The sequence below is a fragment of the Streptomyces sp. NPDC058469 genome (assembly GCF_042721125.1).
In the GTDB taxonomy this organism is placed as follows: Bacteria; Actinomycetota; Actinomycetes; order Streptomycetales; family Streptomycetaceae; genus Streptomyces.
Genome location: NZ_JBHXME010000114.1, coordinates 18,439 through 36,011, shown reverse-complemented (window position 1 = coordinate 36,011; position 17,573 = coordinate 18,439). Strand labels below are relative to the sequence as shown.

16 protein-coding genes and 1 pseudogene are annotated in these 17,573 nt (G+C 72.2%); 6 read left to right on the top strand and 11 right to left on the bottom strand.

The window, feature by feature from the left end; genetic code table 11:
• Positions 1–232, top strand: a pseudogene (locus ACFWP5_RS36150) (hypothetical protein); the annotation flags it as partial.
• Positions 233–276: 44 nt separating this feature from the next.
• On the opposite strand, the gene ACFWP5_RS36145 reads toward ACFWP5_RS36150, so the two are convergent.
• Both ACFWP5_RS36145 and ACFWP5_RS36140 read right to left on the bottom strand, forming a co-directional pair.
• Positions 277–1,533 carry an NAD(P)-binding domain-containing protein gene (locus ACFWP5_RS36145; protein ID WP_384166605.1) on the bottom strand — a complete coding sequence of 419 codons (1,257 nt, stop codon included), beginning with the start codon at positions 1,531–1,533 and terminating at the stop codon, positions 277–279.
• Positions 1,533–2,837, bottom strand: coding sequence for an ATP-grasp domain-containing protein (locus tag ACFWP5_RS36140; protein WP_384166602.1), 1,305 nt, complete (start codon positions 2,835–2,837; stop codon positions 1,533–1,535). The genes ACFWP5_RS36145 and ACFWP5_RS36140 overlap by 1 nt, the downstream gene beginning before the upstream one ends.
• Positions 2,838–2,990: 153 nt before the next feature.
• Between ACFWP5_RS36140 and ACFWP5_RS36135 the strand changes: the two genes are divergently transcribed.
• Positions 2,991–4,250, top strand: coding sequence for a glycoside hydrolase family 26 protein (locus ACFWP5_RS36135; RefSeq protein ID WP_384166599.1), 1,260 nt, complete (start codon positions 2,991–2,993; stop codon positions 4,248–4,250).
• A gap of 22 nt (positions 4,251–4,272) precedes the next feature.
• On the opposite strand, the gene ACFWP5_RS36130 is transcribed toward ACFWP5_RS36135, so the two are convergent.
• The 9 genes from ACFWP5_RS36130 to ACFWP5_RS36090 all read right to left on the bottom strand — a co-directional run bounded on the left by ACFWP5_RS36130 (position 4,273) and on the right by ACFWP5_RS36090 (position 14,798).
• The gene (locus ACFWP5_RS36130) at positions 4,273–5,367 is read right to left on the bottom strand and encodes a GNAT family N-acetyltransferase (protein WP_384166595.1); all 1,095 of its coding nucleotides are present in this window, start codon (positions 5,365–5,367) and stop codon (positions 4,273–4,275) included.
• A gap of 5 nt (positions 5,368–5,372) precedes the next feature.
• Positions 5,373–6,005, bottom strand: a complete 633-nt coding sequence (locus tag ACFWP5_RS36125; RefSeq protein WP_384166593.1) for a lipopolysaccharide biosynthesis protein — start codon at positions 6,003–6,005, stop codon at positions 5,373–5,375.
• Positions 6,002–7,156: a glycosyltransferase gene (locus tag ACFWP5_RS36120; protein ID WP_384166590.1), complete on the bottom strand. Its 1,155-nt coding sequence runs from the start codon at positions 7,154–7,156 to the stop codon at positions 6,002–6,004. The genes ACFWP5_RS36125 and ACFWP5_RS36120 overlap by 4 nt, the downstream gene beginning before the upstream one ends.
• On the bottom strand, positions 7,153–7,911 hold the full coding sequence (locus ACFWP5_RS36115) for a polysaccharide deacetylase family protein (RefSeq protein WP_384166587.1): 759 nt from the start codon (positions 7,909–7,911) through the stop codon (positions 7,153–7,155). Before ACFWP5_RS36115 ends, ACFWP5_RS36120 begins: the two co-directional genes overlap by 4 nt.
• A complete protein-coding gene (murJ, locus tag ACFWP5_RS36110) occupies positions 7,895–9,670 on the bottom strand; it encodes a murein biosynthesis integral membrane protein MurJ (RefSeq protein ID WP_384166584.1) in 1,776 nt (591 codons plus the stop codon). The genes ACFWP5_RS36115 and murJ overlap by 17 nt, the downstream gene beginning before the upstream one ends.
• The gene (locus ACFWP5_RS36105; protein WP_384166581.1) at positions 9,667–10,998 is read right to left on the bottom strand and encodes an O-antigen ligase family protein; all 1,332 of its coding nucleotides are present in this window, start codon (positions 10,996–10,998) and stop codon (positions 9,667–9,669) included. Before ACFWP5_RS36105 ends, murJ begins: the two co-directional genes overlap by 4 nt.
• 69 nt (positions 10,999–11,067) lie before the next feature.
• A complete protein-coding gene (locus ACFWP5_RS36100) occupies positions 11,068–12,489 on the bottom strand; it encodes an exopolysaccharide biosynthesis polyprenyl glycosylphosphotransferase (protein ID WP_384166578.1) in 1,422 nt (473 codons plus the stop codon).
• Complete coding sequence (locus ACFWP5_RS36095; RefSeq protein WP_384166575.1) at positions 12,486–13,661, bottom strand: glycosyltransferase; 1,176 nt, start codon at positions 13,659–13,661, stop codon at positions 12,486–12,488. Before ACFWP5_RS36095 ends, ACFWP5_RS36100 begins: the two co-directional genes overlap by 4 nt.
• A 54-nt stretch (positions 13,662–13,715) precedes the next feature.
• Entirely contained in the window at positions 13,716–14,798 is a 1,083-nt protein-coding gene (locus tag ACFWP5_RS36090; protein ID WP_384166572.1) for a DUF3344 domain-containing protein, read from the bottom strand.
• A 254-nt stretch (positions 14,799–15,052) separates the two neighbouring features.
• On the opposite strand from ACFWP5_RS36090, the gene chpG reads away from it, so the two are divergent.
• The 4 genes from chpG to ACFWP5_RS36070 all read left to right on the top strand — a co-directional run bounded on the left by chpG (position 15,053) and on the right by ACFWP5_RS36070 (position 17,415).
• A complete protein-coding gene (chpG, locus tag ACFWP5_RS36085) occupies positions 15,053–15,292 on the top strand; it encodes a chaplin ChpG (protein WP_384166569.1) in 240 nt (79 codons plus the stop codon).
• 260 nt (positions 15,293–15,552) lie between these two features.
• On the top strand, positions 15,553–16,245 hold the full coding sequence (locus ACFWP5_RS36080) for a hypothetical protein (RefSeq protein WP_384166566.1): 693 nt from the start codon (positions 15,553–15,555) through the stop codon (positions 16,243–16,245).
• 254 nt (positions 16,246–16,499) lie between these two features.
• Positions 16,500–16,790: a hypothetical protein gene (locus ACFWP5_RS36075; protein ID WP_384166563.1), complete on the top strand. Its 291-nt coding sequence runs from the start codon at positions 16,500–16,502 to the stop codon at positions 16,788–16,790.
• A 127-nt stretch (positions 16,791–16,917) separates the two neighbouring features.
• Positions 16,918–17,415: a DUF5949 family protein gene (locus tag ACFWP5_RS36070; protein ID WP_328683267.1), complete on the top strand. Its 498-nt coding sequence runs from the start codon at positions 16,918–16,920 to the stop codon at positions 17,413–17,415.
• The last annotated feature ends 158 nt before the right edge of the window (positions 17,416–17,573 follow it).

Sequence of the window (17,573 nt, the reverse complement as noted above, 5' to 3'; positions counted from 1 at the left end):
GCAGCCCCCGGGAGCGTATCACTCCAAGCCGCCCACCGGTGGTGAGCACACCCCGCCTCCTCCCACGGGCGGGCATCACACGCCTCCGCCCACCGGTGGGGAGCACACCCCGCCGCCCGTTCTGGCGCACACCGGCAGTGAGGCCATGCTGGCCACTTCGGGTGTCAGTGCCGCGCTGATCGCGGGTGGCACGATCCTCTACCGACGAGGCCGAGCTGCGTCCCGTAGGTAATGCGCACGGGGTGCCGGACGTCACCGCCCGGCACACCCGCGCCGTCAGCGCCGTACGAAGGCCGGCGTGCCCCGTCGTCCCGGTGCCGGGATCGTGCCGCCGCGCGGTTCCGAGTGCAGCCGGCGCTCAACTCCCCGCACCAGCGCGCCCGCCGTGTACGTGGCGCCGTGCACGAAGCGCATCGCCGGGCCGAAGCCCGAGGCCGTCACCAGGCCCGCCATGAAGAGGCCGGGGTGTGAGGACTCGAAGTCCCGGCCGATTTCCGGGGAACCGTCATCGACCGCGGTCAGGGACCCCCTCAACTCGCTGGAGAGCAGCCCGAGTCGGCCGGTCGTCGCCTTGAACCCCGTTGCCGCGATGACGTGTTCGGTCTCCAGGGAGCGTGTCCCGCCCGCCCGGCCCACCGTCTCCAGACGGACCCCGCCCGGCACCACGTCGGCCGCCGCGACCTCGTGGCCGAGCAGCACCTCCACCGCCCCTTCGACCCGGTCCCGCACCCACCAGGCGCCCGCAGGACCGAGGGCCGTGGCCGCGATCCTGGCCCGGGTCGACTCCGGGAGCCGGTGGAAGAGGCCGGGGCGCTCCGAGTAGAACCAGTTGCGCCAGCCGGGACCCAGGCCGCTGTGCGGGGAGCGGGCCTCCTGCCACCACGGGCGCTCCCACGCCGGCGGCACGTCGTTCCAGAACAGTTCGTCGGCCCGCGCCAACACCCGTACCCGCGTGCCCTGTTCGGCGAGCAGTGCCGCCGTCTCCAGCGCCGCCTGGCCGCCGCCGATCACGGTGACGTCCTTGCCGCGGAAGTCGTCCAGCGCGCTGTGGTGGCTGCTGTGCGAGACGAGGGACCGGCCCAACCCCCGTAGCGCGGACGGGATTTCGACGAAGGGCATGACACCGACCGCGAGCGCGACGGCCCGGGCGTGCAGCACCGTGCCGTCGTCGGTCACCGCCTCGAAGCCGCCCGGCACCGGCGCGATCCGCTCCACGGTCCGCTCGTCGACCTCGGGCACGGCGTTCCGCGCGAACCAGAGGCCGTAGTCGGCGAACATCTCGACCGGGATCGGCTCCCCGTGCCGGGACTCCACGCCCTGGCCGGCGCAGTACACGTCGAGCGGCCAACGGCCTTCAGGGTCGGACAGGTTGGAGGCCCAGGGCTCCGACTTGAGGAACATGCCCCGGGGCATGTGGTCGCGCCAGGACGCCATCGGCCGGCCGAAGACGCGCAGGTTCAGCCCCGCGGCCGCGGCGTGGGACGCGATGGACAGGCCGTACGGGCCCGCGCCCACCACCAGCAGGTCGTACATCAGCAGTTGCTCGCTTTCTCGTCATCGCTCAACTCGGTCAGCCTGGTCAACTCGGCTGGTTCGACAGGCCCGTTGGGGAGACTCTCGCCCGCCTGTCGGACCACCCGCGCCTCCGTCGTGCGCGCGGTCGGCCCGCCCAGCCGCTCCCGCACCTTGCGCAGCACATGCAGGCCCCATAGTCCCCACATCGCCCGGCCCGGCGCCCGGTCGTCCGGCGCGTACCAGGCCAGCTCGCGCCCACGGGGCGCCGGGCGCAGCGCGCTGAGCGGCGCGTAGTTCTCCACCACGAACGACCGTCCCGGCCGCGGCGCCCCGTCCGGCAGCGGACGGTGGGTCAGATCCAGGTGCAGCGCTCGGACGACGTCCAGGCCCGCGGAGTCGGCGAAGAGCCGGAACTGGGCGCCGGGCCGCGGGTTGAAGTCGAGCAGGTGATAGCGGCCGGTCGAGCCGCAGCGGCGGAAGTCCAGGTCGAAGATGCCGCGGTAGCCGAGCGAGGAGGTGAGACGTTCGGCGAGCGCCTGCACCTGCGGGTTGGAAGTCCAACTGCCCACCGCCGTCAGACCCGCACCGCGCGGCCAGGCCCGCTGCTTGCGGCCGGGGCCACCGCCGCGCACGGCACCCGACCGGTCGGCGTACCCGTGGAAGAACCAGTCACGGTCGGCCCCCGAGGGCAGGAACGCCTGCAACAGCAGCCGGCTGCCCGCCTCCTCGGCGCGCAGATACAACTCGCGCGCCTCCTGTGCGCTGCGCACCACCACTGTGCTGCGCAGCCCGGTCCCGGCCGGCACCAGCCAGGGCCGGCTCCACTTCGCGACCACCGGCAGCCCCAGTTGCCAGGCGGCACTCGCCGCCTGCGCCGGGCTCTCCGGGATCAGCGTCACCGGGTGCGGGATGTCCGCGCTCGCGCACACGGCCGCCAGTTCGGCCTTGTCCGCGACCCGTTCGGCCAGCGCGCCGGGCTGCTGCGGCAGCAGGTAGGAGGGCGCGAGTTCGTCGCTCAGCCGGCCGACCGCGACGGCGCTCGCGTCGTCCATCGGGATCAGTACGGCGGGACGCGCGATCCGCGACGCCACCCGCCGGAGCGTGACGGCGATCTCGCCGGGAGACGCGCCGGGCGGCGGCGGGGGATGCATCTGGCAGACAAAGCGGGAGCTGCGTACGGGACTTCCGGCGGAATCGGCGACCACATGCACCTCCACTCCCGCCCGGCCCAGCGAACGCACGGCACCCAGCGTTCCGTGGTGAAAGGGATTCCGGTCGATCCGCAACAGAACTGCGGGGACACGGATGTCGAACAGCGACACGGACTGTTTCCTTCGGTTCGGTTCACCCGTGCGGGCGATAGGGGAACTCGGAAGCCGTAACGGCGGTGGCGTAATTCATATTCATATGACTGAGTGTCAGTAGAAGGAAAAGCAAAGTCGGAACGGAGTACGAGAGTGGAGAGAGGAGCAGGCATGGCCCCACAGCAGCGACGGTCCCGGACCGCCCGGCTGGCCTTCATCGCGGCTACGGTCGCCGCGTCGGCGGCTTTCGCGTCGGGTCCCGGGTTCGCGGCGGGAGCGGAGGTGGCGCGAGCCACCGATCCGCCCGCTCCCGTGACCACCACACCCACGACTCCGGCCGTTGTAGTACCGGCCAAGACGCCCGCCCCCGCCTTCGGTGCCTTCCTCGACTCCGGGGCTCGCGGTGTGGCCCGTATGGCGGCGCTGAGCAGCTGGCTGGGCGGTGCCGAACTGCGCGTCGGCCACACCTACCTGCCCGGCAACGACTGGAGCGACATCGAGGGCGCCCCCGGTCTCCTCGACGTGTGGGCGGACTGGCGTACCGAGAAGTCCGACCGGATGCTCGTCCTCAACGTGCCGATGCAGGAGCACAACGAGGACGGCGTCTCCGACTTCCAGGTGCGGCGGCTCCTCCAGCAGGGCGCGGCCGGCCAGTTCGATCAGCACTTCAAGGCCCTCGCCCAGCGACTGGTCGACCTGAAGGTGCCGGACACCGTGATCGTGCTCGGCTGGGAGATGAACGGCACCACGTACACCTCTCGCTGCGGGCCGGACCCGGAGGCCTGGAAGAAGTACTGGAACAGGATCGTCACCACGATGCGCTCGGTGCCGGGCCAGAAATTCCGGTTCGACTTCACTCCGAGCCGCGGCCGGGACGCCGTTCCCTGGACGCAGTGTTATCCGGGGGACGACTCGGTCGACATCGTCGGCATGGATTCGTACGACCAGCCTTCCGGGCTGACGTTCGACGAACAGGTGAAAGAGCCCTACGGACTTCAGGCACACGTGGACTTCGCGAAATCCCACGGCAAGCCCATCTCCTATCCTGAATGGGGACTCTTCCGCAACGGAGACAACGCGGAGTACATGAAGCGCATGCTCGCCTGGATGGACGAGCACAAACCGCTGTACAACACGGTGACCGACTACTGCCCGCACGGTGTGTGGCAGTGCTCCGACAACCCGAAGTCGTCCAAGGTCTACCGCTCGGTCCTGTTCGGTCGCACCGAGGACCCGCCCACGACACCGACCGCGCCCACGACACCGACGACACCCACGACCCCGGTCACCCCGGAGCCCACGAAGCCGCCCACACCGCCCACCCCGACGCACCCGGCCAACTGCTCGCCGGTCGAGCTGGGCGACTGGGTGGAGTACTGGCTCGGCGGGAAGCTGTGCGTGAAGTTCGACTGGTGGCAGCGCGACCGCTGAACCAGGGGTGGCGGCGGGCCGCTCACGGTCCGTCGCCACCGCGCTCCTTCCACTTCCGCAGGACCGCCTTGCCCCGTCGGCGCGCGGCGACATCGCAGACGACCGCCGCCATCAGCGGCGCCGTGCGCCGCCGGGCCAGCAACAGCCGTTGATTGACGACCGGTTCGGGCCGCCAGTGATGCTTGTACGGCTCGTCCCCGCGCAGCAGGCTCAGCGTGCGGGGCCCGTCGACGCCGGTGTGCTCGGCGCACGCGTCGAGCAGCATCACCGCCACATCCGCCTTCCGCTCCCGCAGCCGCGGATGGGCTCCGTAGAGATAACCGCCCGCGAGCCGCCGCGACAGCAGCGTGAGGTCTACGGCGACCACGTCCTCGTCGAGCCGGAACTCGGTGACGACGGCGTCGCCGGAGCGCACCATCGGTCCGACCGAGCGCACGAGGTGTTCGCAGAACCGGGTCTGGAGATGCTCGGACGTCACTTTCCGTCCCTGCCACTGGAGTTGGTGCAGTTCCAGCAGGCGCCGGAGCGCTCCGTCCACCTCGTCCGGTCGTACGATCTGACGCTCGACGCCGAGTGCGGTCAGCTTGCGGAGTTTGGCGCGGACGCGTTGGGCCTTGGAGGAGGGGAGACGGGCGACCAGTTCGTCCATCGGTACGGCGGGCAGTTCCAGGCACAGCGAGTCGTGGACCCGGCGGCGGGGGCCACGCCAGCCGTCGTAGACGCGCTCGACCGCGCCGCCGGGGCGCACCTCGCGGAAGTCGATCAGCGCGGTGCGGGCGGCGGAGGCGAGGCCCTTGGTGAGCGCGGCGACGGCCGGGTCGCCGTGGTCGTCGTCCAGCAGGACGTCACCGTAGTCGGAGATCGCCCCGCCGAGGGGGACCAGTGAGGGCACCGGGCGTCGTACGAGCATCAGGGGTGCGGCGGCGACGAGTTCGCGGCCGTCGCGGACAACGAGCAGACGCAGTCGGCCCGTTCGGCCGTACGACAGCCACCAGGAGTGCAGCCAGGCGTGGCTCTGGAACGGGGTCGCCGCGCCGCACTTCTGGTACAACCTGCCCCAGGCCGGGGCCAGTTCGGCGAACTCCTGGGCGTCGGTGACGAGTTCGGTCGAGTACACCGGTGTCACAGGACGTCGGCCGCGGTGGCCGGGCTGGGCACGGAGGCCGGGCGGCCGGTCTCCTCGGTGGTCCGGCGCGGACGTACGAGCAGCAGCAGGCCGCCGAGGAGACCGCCCGCGCTCGCGCCGACCAGGCCGGTCACCGCGGCCGAGGCCGAGGTGGGCGCGGCCGGCTTGATGGCACGGGCGAAGGTCTGGAGTTCGACGTGGGTCGAGTCCTTCGCGTCGTTCGCGTGCACGGTCAGCGAGCGGGACACGGCGTTGGCCATGTCGGCGGCGAGGTCGGCGCGCGAGGAGGTGGCCGTGACGGCGACCATCGGCGCGTCCGGCGAGGTCGCCGTCTGCACGCTCGACTGGAGCGTCTTCACCGGCACGCCCGCCCACACCTGCGCGTCCCCGAGCACCGCGAGCTGCGTGGCGACCCGGCCGTAGGCCTGCGCGAAGCCGAGCGCGGTCGACGAGTCGGCCTTGTCGGTCGGTACGGCGATGACGTAGCTGGTGGCCGTGTACGTCGGTGTCTTGACGACGCCGTACGCGCCGCCGAGCAGGCCGCCGGTCACGGCGCCGGCCGCGAGGAGGGACCAGGCCGGGAGGGCTTTGGCGCGGGCGAGGGGGCGGTGGTGTCGGATCTCGGTCATGAGGAACTGGCTCCCTGGGGTGCGGGGGACGGCGACGAGGTGGAGACCGCGGCCGCGTACACGTCCATGAGTTGGGCGGCGCTGCGGGTGATGCAGTAGTGGTGGGCGGCGTCCGGGGCGGTGCGTGGACGCGGGCCCCGCGCGCGGGCCGCCGCCAGCGCGCGGGCGAAGACCTCTGGCCCGCCCTGCACACGCCGGGCGCTGGCCGCGGCCTGCGGTGGGAGGTCCTCGATGGCGGGGCAGGAGGCATAGAGCACGGGCAGCCCGGACGCCAGACCTTCTACGACCGCCAGGCCGAAGGCCTCCTCGGGGCACGGCGAGGCGAGCAGGTCCATGGCGGCGGTGAGGGAGGGCAGGTCGGGGCCCGGTGAGCCGTCGGGTACGTAGGGGCGTTCGCCGGTGAACAGCACCCGGTCGGCGACCCCGTAGTCGTGGGCCGTACGGCGCAGGAGGTTCTCCTCGGTGCCGCCGCCCACCAGCAACAGCCAGTAGTCGTCCGGGAGTTGGGCAAGGGCGCGGATCAGGACGTCGAAGCGTTTGCCGGCGGCGAGGCGGCCGATGCCGCCGACGACGTACGCGCCCTCGGGCAGGCCGAGGCGTTGGCGGGTGCGCAGGCGCTGGACCGGGTCGAAGCGGAAGCGGTCCAGGTCGATGCCGTTGGGGACCACTTCGATGCGCGGCGCGGGCACGCCCCACCGCTTCAGGCGCTCGGCGACCGTGGGGGACACGGCGACCGTGGAACGGCCGAGCCGCTCGCTGGCGAGGTACAGGGCGCGGACCCCGGCGCCGAGGCTGCGGCCCTCCATCTGCGAGTCGCCCAGGGAGTGTTCGGTGGCGACGACCGCCTTCACGCCCGCGATCCGGGCGGCGAGCCGGCCGTAGACGCAGGCGCGGTAGAGGTGGGTGTGCACGAGGTCGTAGCGGCCGGTGCGGATGAGCCGGACCAGGCGGGGGAGGGCGGCGAGGTCGCGGTTGCCGGTCATGCCGAGGTGGAAGACGCGCACCCCGTCGGCGGTCAGGCCGTCGGCGACCGCGCCCGGGTTGGTGAGCGTCACGACGTCGCAGTCGACCGGCAAGTGGCGGATGAGCAGCCGCAGTTGCTGCTCGGCGCCGCCGACGCCGAGCCCGGTGATGATGTGCAGGGCCTTCATCCGAGCCCCTTTACCGGGCGGCGGCGCAGGCGGTGCAGCCGGTACTTGAGGAAGAGGCGTGCGGCGGTGTCGTTCTGGCCGATGTGGACGCGGGGGAGCGCGTGCGGGCCGTTGAGGTCGCCGGGGTCGATGGCGCAGGCGTAGGCGTAACCGGCCTCGCGTACGGCGTCCATGGCGCGGGCGTCGATCGTGCCGTAGGGGTAACAGAAGCCGTCGACGGGGGAGTTGAGCAACTCCTGCAGCCGGGAACGGCTTTCGGCGACCTCGGCGCGCAAGGTGGCGTCGTCCGCCTGCGTGAGGTCGACGTGGGTCAGGCCGTGGGAGCCGATCTCCACGCCCTCGGCGGCCGCGTGCCGGATGCCGTCCGCGGTGAGGAGGGGTTTGCGCGGGCCCAGCGGGTCCCAGGCGTTGTCGCCGGCGAGCCTGCCGGGGAGGACGAAGAGGGTGGCGCCGCAGTCCCAACGGGCCAGCAGGGGAAGGGCGTTGTCGACGAAGTCGGCGTAGCCGTCGTCGAAGGTGAGACCGACCAGACCGTGCCCCTCACCCCGTGCGCGGGCGGCGAGCAGGTCGGCCATGGACACACCCCGCAGACCGCGCCTGCGCAGCCAACTCAGCTGCTGTCCAAGGCGGTCGGGGGTGACCGTGATGCGGTAGGGGTCGTCGGAGCAGTCGCCTACGGAGTGGTACATCGCCACCCACGGGACCGGGCCCGTGACGCGTCTGCCGGTGGTCGGGGAATCAACGGGAGCGGCCATGGATGAGCCTTCGTGTGACGGAGCGTACGGATTCCAGTGCGGGTGCGAAGCCCTGGGCGCCCAGGGCCCAGCCGAGCAGGACGAAGACGACGGTGACGGTCGTGCAGCCGACGGCGAGACCGAGCAGCGGCGAGGGCAGCGCGTGGGCGGCGAACGCCCCGGCGACCGTCGCGACCGCCGCCGCGCGCACCGGCCGGCTCAGCTCGATCAGGACCTGCCGGGTGCGGATCGGGACACTGCGCGGGCCCGATCCGTACAGTAGGAGTACGGCGGTGAAGGTGATGCCGGTGGCGTTGGCGACGGCGATGCCGAGGACGCCCCAGGGGTCGACCGCCCAGGCGCCGATCCAGGCGGTCACGGCGATGCCGGCGGCCATCGCGCCGACCGGGTACCAGGTGGGGCGGCCCGCCGAGAAGTACGAGCGGACCAGGACGCCGACCAGGGTCTGGCCGAGCAGCCCGAGGGCGTACACGCGCATCACGTCGGCCGTGGCGGCGGTGTCGTGGGCGGTGAACGCGCCCCGCTGGAAGAGGAGTTGGATGATCTGCGGGGCGCAGGCGATCACCGTGGCGGCGCCGAGCAGCACCAGGCAGGCGGCGAGTGCGAGGTCGCGCTCCACACGGTTGCGGGCCTTCTCGGTGTCGCCCTCGGCGAGCGCTCGCGCGACCACCGGGAAGGTGACCGTGCACAGCATCAGCGAGAGCACCATCGGCATCTGGGCGACCTTCTGCGCGTAGTTCAGATGCGAGATGGCGCCGGCCGGGAGATGGGAGGCGAGGAAGCGCTCGATCAGGACCTGCGACTGACGGCACAGCGCGAAGAGCAGCACGGTGGCCATCAGCGCGAGGTTCATCGGACGGGGCGCGTCGGGGCCGGTGTCCGCGTCCGGGGTGGCGGGCTTGTGACTCGTCAACTGCCGCCACAGCGCCGGGACTTGGGTCAGCACCATCAGGAAGCCGCCCGCTGCCACGCCGAGGGCCGCCGACCGTACGCCCCAGTGGGCGCCGAAGGCGTACATCCCGGCGATGATGCCGACGTTGTACGCCACGTAGATCGCGGCCGGGGCCACGAAGCGGCGGTGGGCGCGGAGGGCCGCGCTGCAGTAGCCGGCGAGGCCGAAGCTCAGGACGCAGGTCGCGGTGACGCGGGTGCAGCTGATGGCGAGGGCGGGGTTCGGCAGGCCGGGGGCGAGGGCCTCGACCAGGTAGGGCGCGGTGCCGATGAGCAGGGCCGACACCGCGATGAACGCCAGGGTCAGGCGGGGGAGGGTGGTGGCGACCAGGGCGCGGACGGGGTCGCCGGGGGCGCCTTGCGCTCGGCGGGCCAGGGCCATGCTGAATGCCGGGATCAGGGCGAAGGCCAGGCCGTCCTCGATCAGGAGGGTGGCGGCGAACTCCGGGATGGTCCAGGCGACGAGGAAGGCGTCTGTTTCGCTGCCGGCGCCGAAGAGGCGGGCGAGGGACTGGTCTCTGGCGAGGCCCAGGAGGGAGCCGGTGATGGAGAGGACGGCGGTGATCAGTGCGGCTTTGGCCAGGAAGCCGCGGGATTCCGGGGCGGGGGTTTCGGGCGGCGCCGGGGTTTCAGCGCGTGCTTGTGGGAAGAGTGGGGCGGTGTCGGATTCGTCGGTTGTGGGTCCTGAGGTTGTCTCGCGGGTGTCGCGCCGTGGGGGCTGGTCGCGCCCCGCGGCGGAGCCGCTGATCGATACAGCCCCGCGCCCCTTTAGGGCGCTGTCCCTCGGGGTGTCGCCCGTCACCGTCATCGGGCCAGGGCCCCTTCGGCGCGTGTGCGCACCGGAGCTGCCGCAGCCCGCTGCTCCTCCTCGTTTGCGCCTACCAGTGACCACCACGCCGCCAGGCCGAGGACCACCGCCGTGAGGACTGTCGACGGGCCGCCGATGTCTGCGTACATGAAGTCGATCAACTGCCAGATCAGGAGGCCGCTGGAGACCAGTGCGCAGTCGAGGCCGGGGTGCCCGGAGCGGTGGACCCGGAACAGGCCGCGCAACGCGCACACCAGCAGGGACAGGCAGCTGCCGGCGAGGGTGACGAGGCCGATCAGGCCCTGTTCGCTGAGGACCAGGAGGTACATGTTGTGCGGGGAGAGGAGGGGCTGCTTGAGGAAGGCGGCGCCTGCGCCCTCCGTGTCGCTGCCCGAGGAGAGGGCCAACGAGGCGTTGCCGTCCCGGTGTTCGGGGAAGCCCTTCAACCCGACGCCGGTCAGCGGGTGTTCGCGCCACATGGCGGTGGCCGCCGCCCACATCGTGTAGCGGTCGATCACCGACTGGTCGGGGGCGTCGGTGACCTGGGTGATGCTGTCGATCCGCTCCTGGAGCATCGCCGTACCGACGCCCAGCCCGCCTACCAGGACCACGCACGCCGCCGTCACCGCCGCGGCCACCTTCAGGGCGCGGCGCAGTCCGGCCAGCGCCAGCTGTACCGCGCAGGTCGCGGCCGTCGCGATCCAGGCGCCCCGGCTGAAGGAGAGGGCGAGGGGGAGCAGGAGGGCGAAGGCGCAGGCGGCGGCAACTGCCCGCTGCCGTGCGTCATTTCGGCCCAGGGCCAGGGCCAGCGCGCAGATCAGGCCGAAGGACACGACCGTCGCCATGCCCATCACGTCGGTCGGGCCGAAGGTGCCCACGGCGCGGATGTCCTCGCCCTGGTACGAGGCGCCGGTCCCGGTGACGTACTGCTTGACGCCGATCGCCCCCTGCCACCCGGCGAGTGCGACGAACGACCAGGCCAGCAGGCGGAAGTCGCGGCGGTCCCGGATCAGCAACACGACCGCCGCCGGCACCAGCACGAAGATCTGGAGGTAGCGGCCCAGGCCGCTGAGTCCGGCGCCCGGTGAGGACGCGCCCATCGCGGCGATCGACAGGCCCAGGACCGGAAGTCCCATGACCGCTACGGCGGTTGGGGTCAGGGGGCGGCGCCGGTCGCGCAGCAGCCGGATCCCGCAGTACAGCACGACGAGCCCGGAGACCGCGTCGGCCGGACCGGCCCCGCCCGAGCCCGGGGCGAGCGGCAGACCGAGCAGGGCGATCACGGCGACGACCGGGAGGACGGGGGCGAACACGCGGACTCGGCGCATCACGGCTCAGCTCCCCGCCGGACGTACGGGCAGGACAGGGGCGTTCGTGCGGACTCGGTGGTTCACGGCTCAGCTCCCGGTCGGACGTACGAGCGCGGTCACCGTGCGGGCCAGGATGCAGATGTCCTGCCACAGCGACCAGTTGTCGATGTACGCGTTGTCGAACCGGCAGCGGTCCTCGATCGAGGTGTCGCCGCGCAGCCCGTGGATCTGGGCGAGGCCGGTGATGCCGGTCTGCATCCGGTGGCGGGCCGCGTAGCCGGGGTAGGTCTGGCTGAACTCCGCGACGAAGTAGGGGCGTTCGGGGCGCGGGCCGACCAGGCTCATGTCGCCCCGGAACACGTTCCAGAGCTGGAGCAGTTCGTCCAGCGAGGTCTCGCGCAGGAAGCGGCAGAAGCGGCTCATCTGCAGCTCGCCCGCGACACTCCAGCGGGTCGCCGCCTCGTGCTCGTCGACCGGGCGGTGCGTGCGGAACTTCAGCAGGGTGAAGGGGCGCCCGTCCTTGCCGATGCGCTCCTGGCGGAAGACGACGCCGGGTCCGTCGGTGAGCCGAAGCACCACCGCGCACACCAGGAGGAGGGGGCTGACCAGGAGGAGAAGAGTTCCGGAGGCCAGTACGTCCAGCGCCCGCTTGCCGAAGCTGCCCGGCCTGCGTGACCCCAACTCCAGCCGCCGGCAGGCGAATCCGGCGAGCTGGTCGCGCATCTCGTACGAGGGTGAGTCGGCGTCGACCTCCCAGACCACACAGCCCGACTCCGCCAACGCCCGCAGCAGCGGCCCGCGTTCGGACCGTACGGAGGGATGCACGGTGAGGACGGCCCGGACGCCGTTCTGGATGAGGGCCCGCTCGACCTCCTCGCCGGTGGTCAGCACGGGCAACCCCTCGGTGCCGTCAGGGTGTTCGGCGACGATGCCGACCGGCTCGACCCCGCACTTCGGGTGCCGCAGCAGCGCCGCCGCCACGCGCTGCGCGGTCGTCGCCGGGCCGATCACCAGGGCGGTGCGGGGGTGGCTCAGCAGGGCCTTGCGGCGGCGCCGGTGCACCGCGCCGCGTGCCACGCAACCGGCCGCCGTCTGGAGGGCGAAGCCCAGGAGCAGGGTGCGCGCGGAGAGGGCACGATCGGGGGCGTAGGCCGCTGTGAGGGTGCCGAGCGCGAGCCACGCGACCGCGATCCGGCCGCAGACGGCGGGCAGTTCGTCGAGGACGCGCGGTACGGCCCGGGGCAGATGCGGGCGCAGCAGTATCGACCCGGCGATCAGCAGCGCCACCAGGAGCGGCCGGCGCCGGCTGCCGGTGAGCGCGAGCGCGCCCACCAGGGCGGCGGCGAGGTCCGCGCCGAGCAACGGCAGCGGTGAGGCCGGCCGCGCGGGCGGACGGAGGACCGGGAACCGGAAACCGCCGCCGGTGCGGCGGGGGATGACCGAGACGTTCGAGAATCCGTGGTCCCGTGGCTGTCCGCCGGGGGAGGGGACGGTGCTTTCCGCAGTCACGAGTGGATGGACTCCCTGCACTCGGTGGGCACGACGGGTTTGCCGCCGAGCAGGTCGCGATAGACCTCCGCGACCGCTTCGGCGGTGTGCCGCACGTCGTGCGTGGACTGGACGTACCGGCGTCCCTGGTGGCCGAGGGACTCGCACAGCAGCGGGTCGAGCAGCAGCTCGGCGACGGCCCCGGACAGCACCGCCGGATTCTCGGCCGGGACCAGGCAGCGGGGTGCGAGACCGGGGGGCAGGCTCTCGCGGGCGCCCGCGACATCGGTGACGACGACGGGCCGCCCGCAGGCCATCGCCTCCAGCGGGGCAAGGGCCATGCCCTCCCAGCGCGAGGGCAGGACCACCAGGTCGGCGGCCTGGTACCAGGGCACGGGATCGGTGACGGACCCCGCGAACAGCACGGAATCCGGGGCGAGTTCACGCAGCGCGGCACGGTCGGGCCCGTCGCCGACGAGCACCAGCCGCGCCTTCGGCACCCGCCCAAGGACCCCGTCCCACGCGTTCAGCAGGACGTCCTGGCCCTTCTGCCGGCACAGCCGCCCCACGCACACCACCAGCGGTGCCGCCGGATCGACCCCGGCGAGCTGCTCGATCCCGGCCCGTACGGTGTCCACGGCGGCGGGGTGGAAGCGCTCGGTGTCGATCCCGTTGGGGATCACGCTCCAGCGGCCCCGGACACCGGCCCGCAGCCCGGTCGTACGCTCCGCCTCGCTCACGCACACCGTCCGGGTGGCCCACCGCGCACCCCACCGCTCCCAGCCGACGGCGAGCGTGGCGGTGACCCCGCCGACCGCCTCGAACGACCAGGCGTGCGGCTGGAACACGGTCGGGATCCGCCCCCGCACGGCGAGCCGCCCGGCCAGCCCGGCCTTCGCGCTGTGCGCGTGCACCAGATCGGGCCGCACCTCCTCGACCACCCGGGCGAGCCGCCGTACCTCGGAGAGGAGCGCCGGACCGGGTGACCGGGTCGCCTCCCACAGTCGTACGTCGGCGCCGAGCGCCCGGACCCCGTCAGCGAGGCCGCCGCCGTCGGGGCAGGCGACCGTGACGTGCAGGCCGGACGCGAGCTGAGCCCGCGTCAGATCCATGACGACACGGGCGACCCCGGCGTCCACGGGCTGGGCGAGGTGCAGGACCCGTGGCCGAAGGTCGGTTGCTGGCTGGTGCATTGCGCGGTTTCCTCGCTCACGGGTGGTGCTCGGGACTGCGGGCGGGAACGCGCCTCACTGCTGGGCGTCGACGGCGACGAAGAGCGCCCCGAACCACGCCGCGTCCCGCTGGGAAACGAGCCGGAAGGCCAGCTGGTCACCGCCGGGACGCAGCGCCTTGCCGAGATCGAACACATCGGAGTCGTAGCCGAGCGTGTTCGCATACGCGGGCGCACGCTCCGAAGGCGCCGCCCCCGGGTCGCTGATCGTGGAATTCAGCACGTCGTCACGGGGGTTGGCGCTGTCACCGAGCGCGGTGGCGTTCGTACGACCGGTCGAGATCGTGAGCGAATCCCCGGTGCGGCCGCGATCCCCGTTGTACGCCACCACGCCCGCGCGTCCCCCGGCGTGCGCGGGCACACGCACCCCGCGCATCCGGATCTCGGCGCCGGTACGGGAGTCCATCGCGTCGAAGCCGTCCCACAGCTCCAGCCGGCGCAGCGGCTCCTGCGGTTTCTCGTACGCCACGACGAGCGTCCAGCCGCCCCACGCCCCGGCCGCCGACTTCCCCATCGCCGTGTTGACCTGGGCCACCGTGTAAGGACCCGAACCGCTCGCCCGGACCAGCTTGGTGACGTCCGCCGAGGCCTGGAACGCGTCCGCGCCGCCCGCCACCCGGTGCCCGACGACCGTGTCCGCGAGCACCGCCTTGTACTCACCGCCGGGCTCCGCGACCAGCACTCGCCCGTCGTCCTTGGGCGGCTTCTGCTCGCCCACGCGGAGGTTGCCGCCCCAGTACAGGCGTGCGTACGTGACCCGGGCGCCCTCGGGCAACCGGACTTCCGCACGGGAGGAGTTGTAGGTGTTCGGGTCGCGGTCGACGTCGACGTAGAACATGTCGAAGTCGCCGTTCACCGCGTTCTGTCCTTCTCGTACGGCCGGGCAGGCTGCCGAGTCCTGGCGGCAGCTGATGGAGGTGTTGGCCGCGCGGACGATGCCGCCGTGCTGGAGCGCGTGATAGCGCTGGGCGAACGGGACACGCCCGGCCTCGGCGGCGGGCGGGGCGGACGCTCCGGAGGCGGCCGGGGCCCAGATCGTGACGAGGGCGAGAGCGCCCGTCGACGCCCGGCGCAGCAGCGGACCCAGGGAATTGCGCATGACCGGAGGTGCCCTTTCGGGAAGTACGGCCCCTATGTGCGATCTGATGGCTATAGGGGTACTTCGGGAGATGTGCAACTCTAGTGGCTATCCGTATTAATCCGGCGAAACGTGACAACTGTGTCGGAATGGTGAAGCTCGGCCCTGTGGGAGATCACCCCATTGGCGGCACAACCCCTTTGGGTGCCGCGCGTTGACACAGCGCCGGGCATCCCCGCCCGGATGTTTGTTTCAACCCCAAGGAGCACCTCTCCATGTCGCGTATCGCGAAGGGCCTGGTCCTGACCTCCGTTGCCGCCGCCGCCATGGCGGGCACCGCCGGCATCGCCGCCGCGGACAGCGACGCGCACGGCGCTGCCGCCCACTCCCCGGGCGTGCTGTCGGGCAACGTCGTCCAGGTTCCGGTTCACGTCCCGGTCAACGTCTGCGGCAACACCGTCAACGTCATCGGCCTGCTGAACCCGGCCTTCGGCAACGTCTGCGTCAACGACTGACGTCCGCGCGCATCACTTAGTCCGGCCGTTCTCCCGTGGTGTCTCCACGGGGGGACGGCCGGTCGGCGTTCGGCGGTGTTGCCCCGAATGGGCGGTAGCGGTGCGGGTCCGGCGCTTCGGTCTTGACATGGCCCTCACCAGGCACGACGTCGACCGTGCGGCTGACGGACGGTCACCCGGCGCGTCCGGCCGGTTGCAGATGGTGGTGAGCGCTTTCACGGTGGGCTCAAGATCCGAAGCACCACCGAAAGGAAACACCCATGCGTGGTCTGCCCGCACGGCGCGTCGCGTCCTCCGTGCTCTGTGCCACCGTCCTGATCGGAATCGCCGGCCCCTCGGCCGTCGCGGCCGACAACGACTCGGCGCGGAAGCACGTCCACGCCGCGTCGAGCGCGCCGGTCCCGGGCGCTGACGCACTGCTCGCCCAGGTCAAGGGCCTCGGCGACGTCGGCGGCGTACTCACCCCCGTCACCGACCTGCTGACCCAGGCGCTCAAGGCCGACAACGGCCAGCTCTCCGCCGACCAGGCGAAGAAGCTCGGCGACGCCGTCACCGCGGCCATCGCCAAGATCACCGCGGCGGCTCCGGCCGCTCCGGCGGTTCCCGCGGTCCCGGCCGTACCCGCTGTGCCGGCGGCGCCCGCCGCGCCCGCGCTGCCCTCGCTCAAGAGCGGCGACGACTCCAAGGCGCCCGCCGACCTCGCCGGTGACGCGCTCGCCTCCCTGCAGAAGGCGGTCGCCACGCTGCTCGCGGCGGTCACCTCCGGCGATGTCTCCGGCGTCGTCCCGGCGGTCACCGGTGTCGTGACGGGCCTCGTCAACGTGGTCGCGGCCACGCTGCTCGGCGGCGGTCTGCCCGCGCCGAGCCTGCCCGGTCTGCCCGCGCTGCCGTCGTTGCCGTCGACGTCCGCGCTTCCGGCGGTGCCGGCCGTTCCGGCGCTTCCGGGCGTCTGACGCGAGCTGTCGTAGAAGAGTCGTAGAGCAGTCGCAGAACGGCCGTCGGGCCGGTCCTTTCCGGGATCGGTCCGACGGCCTTTTCAGGTGCACGGCCTTTTCGTATGAGGATGGGAAACGCCGATGAGACACACGCTGCATTCGAGTGGGCAGCAGAAACTTTCTGCGCACGGGGTTTCCGCCCCGGCCGGAACTCGTTACACAGGGCGACAGAATTCCCTCTGGTGACATGAGTTGCCGAAGAAAGGAACACGATGAAGTCCCTGAAGGCTGCCGCTGTCGTTGCCGGATCCCTCGCCCTCGCCGGTGCCGCCGCGCCCGCGTTCGCCTACGGCCCCGCCGACGTGACGCCCACCAGCCTCACCGGCGCCGTCAACACCCTCACCAGTGGTCAGCTCCAGCCCGCCGACGTGATGCCGCTGCAGCACCAGTCGGACGCGCTCGACACCGAGAACAAGGGCTCAGCGCTCAACACCGTCAAGGGTGCGACCGCCGCGCTGAACCAGCACAACCCGCTGCTCGGCGGTCTGCCGCTGCAGGGCTGAGTTTCTCCGGTGGTGTTCGAGGGGCGTCGAGAGGCGTCCCTCGTTCGTGTGGCGGGGCGCCCGCGCCATCGGCCGGACGGGTGAGAACGCGTCCGAGGGCCTTCCGGCCCGTCGATAAGGTCGCGCGGTGACCTCAACCTCAAGCGAAACGCGCCCCTTCCGCGTCGCCGACCTCGGCACCCTCGTCGTCCTGGCGTGGAGCGGCGAGGCCCCCGACGGGGACATGCCCTACCTCCTCGCCTACACCCTGGGCGACGCCGCGGACGGCCCCGAGGCCGCCACCGCCGCCGTGGAACGGCTGCTGACCGACAACGGGCTCCCGGTCGGCGGCAACGTCGTCGACGGCGCCACCAAGCCCAGCCTGCCGATCACCATGCTCGTCGAGTCCGGGCAGGCCGTCCTCAACATGCCGCAGCTCAACGCCCAGTGCGTGCCGCCGCCCGAGTGGCTCGCGGCGGTCGGCGAACGCGGCTTCGCCTACCTCGTGTTCACCACCCGCCCGTGGCCCGAGGCCGAGCCGGGCAAGCCCGTCACCCCCGAGGCGCTGGCCGAGTTCGCCGGTTCCGAGGACACCCTGAACGCCGCCGCGCACATCATCCTGCCCGCCCGCAGCCTGCGCGGCTGACGACCGGACAGCGGGCGGGAATTGCCGGTTCCGGCCCGCTGGCGGGAATTCCGGAAAGCTGATTACTACGGCACCCGGGGGAATCTTGAACTGTTGTCCTGCCCGGCCTCGTTACCCGGTCAGCACACAGAGACTCCGCATTCCGAAAGGGACCGTAC